We start from the raw sequence: 4,927 nt of genomic DNA on the forward strand, positions 1-4,927 counted from the left end.
CCCCCCCTGCCCTGCCATGCCCTCGGGCGTTATTACCTTTATCCCCCCCATTCTCTCAGCCATGACCCTTACGTAGTCGGGGTTCTTATCGCCTATGTATGGCGTTATCGCCAGTATTCTATCAACTGTTCTGCCCGTGGCCTTCATGTAGAGCTCGGCCTTGCGCTTAATGATTATTAAATCGCTCCTCCTTATTGCCGATGATATTTCCACAATCATGGTGATATTATCCTTAACAATTACATCAAGCTCTATTTCGCTTGGGTAGCCATAGACGTAGCCGTCCGCGTCGTAGTACAGCCACTTCTCAACTGTGTAGCCTGCATCCCTAAGGATCTCCCTCACGCCATTTCTAAAGGCATCCTCATTAACCACGCCCCAACGGGCACCAAGGGCATCAAGTTTAATGGATAGGAACTTAATCTGATTATCAACGTACCTCCTTAGTTCCTCGACATCCCTTTTAGTAGCCATCGTATCCTTAATCATTTGTACCTCCTTCCTTAATTCCTGAACCTCCTCCTTAGTTGCCATTCTATTCCTTACATCCTCAACCTCACGCCTTAACTCCTCAACTCCCTCCTTAGTCGCTATTACGTTTTTCATTTCTTGGACCTTATCATCTACGTATTTCTTTACTTCCTGCACCTCCTTCCTTAATTCTTCGAATTTACCATCTACGTACTTCCTTAATTCCTCGATATCGTGCTTCGTGGTTAGGTTTTGCCATGGCGTTAATTTAGCGAGGGCTTGGTAAATAATCTCGGGCCTTGAAACGAGAACCTCGACTAAGATATTTGGGTTCTCCAGCAAAACCCTCTTAATCTCCTCGGCCAGTGACACTACGGGTTATGCTTCACATCCTTAAATTTAAATCTATGGTTTCACCTAGCCGTGATGCGATTAGGAATTGCACTTAATACTTATTAGTTCCACGTTACCCAATCCATTAATCACTATTGCGGTGTTCGTGGCGCTTATGAACCTGTCTATCCACGAACCCGTATTGGCTATGCGTAGTCCATTATTTATATTGGGTACATGCGTGTGCCCAATCACGACCCAATCATCTCTCCTAGCCCTCAGTATGAACCTAACTAACCTGTCGTATGAACCATTAAGTAGTTTATTCATCAGTGATGCAATTAATCCATTCCTAACAACTTAATCACCATGCAGGAACCAGAAGGTCCTACCGCCTATGACCAGCTTCATTATCCCACGAATTACCCTAACGCTAACACCATTAATGCTGTACCTAACCTCCTCATGATCAACCCTTGGATCATGATCATACATAGCCATCACGTAAATCACCTCCCTTAACCCATTAATGCCCGCCAGGTTTAGACGATGTACCAATTCGTGAATATGGTTCTGGCTCAGTACTCGCCCGTGCGCCCTATCAAATATGTCCCCATTAATAACCAGGTAAATGCCATCCTTACCTAAGTTCCTTAGGTAATTACCAATGCAGCCCAGGTCTTTCCTATTTGATTCTAGGTGTAGGTCCGATACGGCGATTATTAATGGGTCATCACCCAACTCTATCGTTGCCACATGGGCATTGCTGTACGTGAATGGCATTTCGTAAATCATCAATGCAATGATCAGTCCCAGCGTTAGTAACGCCGTAATCGTCACTTGGCTCATGATGGACTTATTTAACGTGCATTATTTAATATTTAATGGTCAGCACTCCGCCGTTTATCCTCATCGCTCGTGGCCCTTGAACCTCATCACCAATAATTGTTTAAAGTGGGCTTTAGTTTTAAGGCTTTAGTGATGAAATCCTAGCCGTTGGATGCGATGACGTGGATCACCGGGCTGACTAAATCTATATTATCTATAACCCACGCAATGCTTATAAATAGGTGGTTCATTGCAATACGTTGGGTGGTTTTATTGCCAGGTACGTAATAATCGGGCTTGGTAAAATAGGGACCGCCATAGCCAAGTCCCTGATAAAGTCTGGTGTTGATCCTGCTAATATAAGCGGTAGTGTTAGGAGAGTTGAGAGCGTTAGTAGGGTTAGGCGTGAATTACCCGGCGTGTTTGTGACCACGAACAATGCGGAGGTTGTTAAGGATGCAGACATTGTAATACTGGCTGTTAAGCGTATCAAGTCCCTGATGCCTTGATGCCAATACGTAACGTCCTTAGTAGTGATCAGTTACTCATTTCCGTGGTTGCGGGGGGGGTTACCACCGGCGTTATTGAGGGTATTGTGCCTTCTAAGGTGATTAGGGCCATGCCGAATATAGGCATTGTAATTGAGAGGGGGGGTGTGACTGCCATCGCGCCTGGCTCGAGAACGTCCAATGATGATGTTAAGAGGGCATGCGACATATTTGGTTCCATGGGTAGGTGCATTGTCGTTAATGAGCGTTACATGGATGCGATAACCGCCATTAGTGGCTCAGGACCTGCCTTCATGGCGTTAATACTCGAGGCTCTCTGGGAGGCCGGGCTCCTGCTTGGCGTACCGACTGACATCTCCTGGGAGCTAGCCGTGGGTACCCTGGAAACCAGTACCGAGTTACTTAAGTTTAGAAGACCGTGGGAGGTCATTGAGGAGGTTACGACACCCGGTGGCGTCACCATTAGGGGGGGTATTAAGGTTGCTGAGGAGAGTGGTCTTAGGGGGGGCTTGATTATGAGGATGATTGAGGAGACCGCGAGGAGGGGGGGGCATGAAATTAGTCAGGAGATTGAAATGAACATTAGGTCAAAAATCAGTGATTAGGTACGCAATGCTTAATACCTCTGTCAAAATCGTGAGCCTCGTGGGTAAGGGCACAAAAAGCGTGCGCGGAGGTATAAGGCATGTTAATGATGGTATTGGCTCCATTATCGAGCCCATTTACCAAACCTCACTCTTCGATTATAGGGAGCCCGAGCAAAGGCCATCCTTACACGGCATAGTACCGCTTAAATATAGTAGGGAGGATAACCCAACGGTTCACGCTGTGGAGAGTAAGATGGCTGAGCTTGAGCACGGCGTTGATGCCCTAGGAACCTCCAGCGGTATGGCTGCAATAACCACGTTAATGATGGCACTCCTCTCGAGGGATTCTACAGTGCTCATGCCCCCCCTTGACGTCTACGGCTCAACCCTTGTCCTTATGGAGAGGCTGGGCAGGTTTGGTGTTAAGACAGTAATTACGGACCCCCCCGGCACTAACAACGTCATTAACTCCTTAAGGAACGGTATTAATGTGGTATTTATCGAGTCCGTATCAAACCCACTCCTTAGGGTTTACGACATTCCCAAGATAGTTAGAGCATCCCGCGAGGTTGGTGCCGTAGTCGTTGTCGACAATACTCTAGCCACGCCAATGGGTATCACGCCAATTAGCCACGGCGCGGACTTCGTGATTCACAGCGCCACTAAGTACCTCAGTGGACATAACGATGTTGTGGCCGGCTTCATAATCGGGAGCGATGATAGGATTAAGGGCGTTTGGGAGTGGAGGAGATTCCTCGGCACGATTATGGAGCCCTTCACAGCATTCCTAGTTGACAGAGGATTAAAGACACTCCACATCAGGATGAGGACTCACGAGGAGAACGCTAAAGCCGTAGCTGAATTCCTAATGGACCACCCGAAGGTCGAGAAGGTTTACTACCCATGTCTCGATAGTCACGAGACCTATGAAATAGCCAAGAAATTACTCAGTAACTGCGGTGGTATTGTAAGTTTCGAGGTAAAGGGCGGCCTGAGGGAGGCAATGGCCGTTTATAAGCACGTGAAGATGATAATACCGAGCGTCAGCTTCGGGGGAACCGAGAGCATAATAACGCACCCAGCAAGCACAACACACGCACACTGGAGCCCTGAGGATAGGGCCAGGGCGGGCATTAAGGACAACCTACTTAGGCTAAGCGTAGGTCTCGAGGACCCCCCCGAGGACATAATTAATGACCTCAGCCAAGCACTTAGTTATGCTTAGGTATGCTGAATTACTTAAAAGCTATTCAATGTATTATCAATAATGCAGGCACAGAGGTTACAGAAGCTTTCAGACAATGTGTACGTGGTGCTTGGTAGGACTAATGCCGGCGTGTTAGTGATTGATAATAATGAGTGCGTGATAGTTGATACGGGAATTGACGAAGACTCAGGGCGTAGAATACTCAACGCTATTAAGCCCCCTAAACCTGAGGGTTCGGGCCATAGTCAATACCCACCACCACGCAGACCACATTGGTGGTAATGCATTAATCGTTAAGAGGAGCGGTGCTGCAGTCTACGCAACGCCTGAGGATAAACCCTTCATAGAGAGGCCCGTGCTTGAGCCACTCTACCTCTTCGGTTCGTTTCCACCCAAGATGCTTAGGACCAAGCTCCTCGAGGCCGAGGGTGTGCCGGTTATGGATTTGGATGACCTACGTAGGGAAGCGGGTTTTGAGGTAATACCGCTGCCTGGACACACAATGGGCATGGTCGGTATATCCTACGGTAATGTATTGTTCACGGCTGACTCATTCTTCCCAGTAGACGTTATTCGAAAGTACGGTGCGCCATACCACTTAAATGCGGGGGGGCTTGCACTTGAAAGTCTTAAGAAGCTTGTTGAGAATGTAAGTAAGTATGAGTACATCGTGCCTGCCCACGGCGATACGCTGAAACCTTCTGATGCCATTAACGTTATTAACGAGAATGCAAACGCAATAAATAGGCTGAGGGAGCTCGTCCTAAATAGCATTAATGATTCTGTGGTGCTTGAGGACTTGATTGTGAAGGTATTCTCGTTGTTAGGCATAAGCATTGATTCACCGCATAATTACCTACTCAACCGCTCCGCGCTGGAAAGAGAGGTAATTTAGGCCCGTGGGCCCTGGGCGGGGGGGCAGTTTAGGTTCGCCATTGTCTTAGTTATTGCCTTTACCCTCTTTGTCCTACCCTCGCTCACCGTCTCCTCAT

8 protein-coding genes are annotated in these 4,927 nt (G+C 47.7%); 5 read left to right on the forward strand and 3 right to left on the reverse strand.

The annotated features are described in order from the left end of the window. The 3 genes from JCM11217_RS11915 to JCM11217_RS11920 form a co-directional block, all read right to left on the reverse strand. The coding region (locus JCM11217_RS11915; RefSeq protein WP_243679400.1) for a PD-(D/E)XK nuclease family protein at positions 1-843 on the reverse strand (843 nt) is incomplete at its 3' end. Between the two features lie 60 nt (positions 844-903). Then, the gene (locus tag JCM11217_RS17100) at positions 904-1,134 is read right to left on the reverse strand and encodes a hypothetical protein (protein ID WP_243679401.1); all 231 of its coding nucleotides are present in this window, start codon (positions 1,132-1,134) and stop codon (positions 904-906) included. 30 nt (positions 1,135-1,164) lie between these two features. Continuing rightward, positions 1,165-1,653, reverse strand: a complete 489-nt coding sequence (locus JCM11217_RS11920; protein WP_243679402.1) for a hypothetical protein — start codon at positions 1,651-1,653, stop codon at positions 1,165-1,167. A gap of 239 nt (positions 1,654-1,892) precedes the next feature. On the opposite strand from JCM11217_RS11920, the gene JCM11217_RS17105 reads away from it, so the two are divergent. Genes JCM11217_RS17105 through JCM11217_RS11935 form a run of 5 tightly spaced genes read left to right on the forward strand, consistent with a single transcriptional unit; the run spans position 1,893 to position 4,830 of the window. Next, the gene (locus tag JCM11217_RS17105) at positions 1,893-2,141 is read left to right on the forward strand and encodes an NAD(P)-binding domain-containing protein (RefSeq protein ID WP_243679403.1); all 249 of its coding nucleotides are present in this window, start codon (positions 1,893-1,895) and stop codon (positions 2,139-2,141) included. Beyond that, a complete protein-coding gene (locus JCM11217_RS11925) occupies positions 2,141-2,746 on the forward strand; it encodes a pyrroline-5-carboxylate reductase dimerization domain-containing protein (protein ID WP_243679404.1) in 606 nt (201 codons plus the stop codon). Before JCM11217_RS17105 ends, JCM11217_RS11925 begins: the two co-directional genes overlap by 1 nt. 40 nt (positions 2,747-2,786) lie before the next feature. Further along, complete coding sequence (locus tag JCM11217_RS11930) at positions 2,787-3,953, forward strand: aminotransferase class I/II-fold pyridoxal phosphate-dependent enzyme (protein WP_243679405.1); 1,167 nt, start codon at positions 2,787-2,789, stop codon at positions 3,951-3,953. Positions 3,954-3,995: 42 nt separating this feature from the next. Next, positions 3,996-4,217, forward strand: a complete 222-nt coding sequence (locus JCM11217_RS17110) for a hypothetical protein (RefSeq protein WP_243679406.1) — start codon at positions 3,996-3,998, stop codon at positions 4,215-4,217. Further along, positions 4,111-4,830, forward strand: coding sequence for an MBL fold metallo-hydrolase (locus JCM11217_RS11935; RefSeq protein ID WP_243679407.1), 720 nt, complete (start codon positions 4,111-4,113; stop codon positions 4,828-4,830). The genes JCM11217_RS17110 and JCM11217_RS11935 overlap by 107 nt, the downstream gene beginning before the upstream one ends. The last annotated feature ends 97 nt before the right edge of the window (positions 4,831-4,927 follow it).

It is taken from the genome of Vulcanisaeta distributa JCM 11217 (assembly GCF_001316005.1).
Taxonomy (GTDB): Archaea; Thermoproteota; Thermoprotei; order Thermoproteales; family Thermocladiaceae; genus Vulcanisaeta; species Vulcanisaeta distributa_B.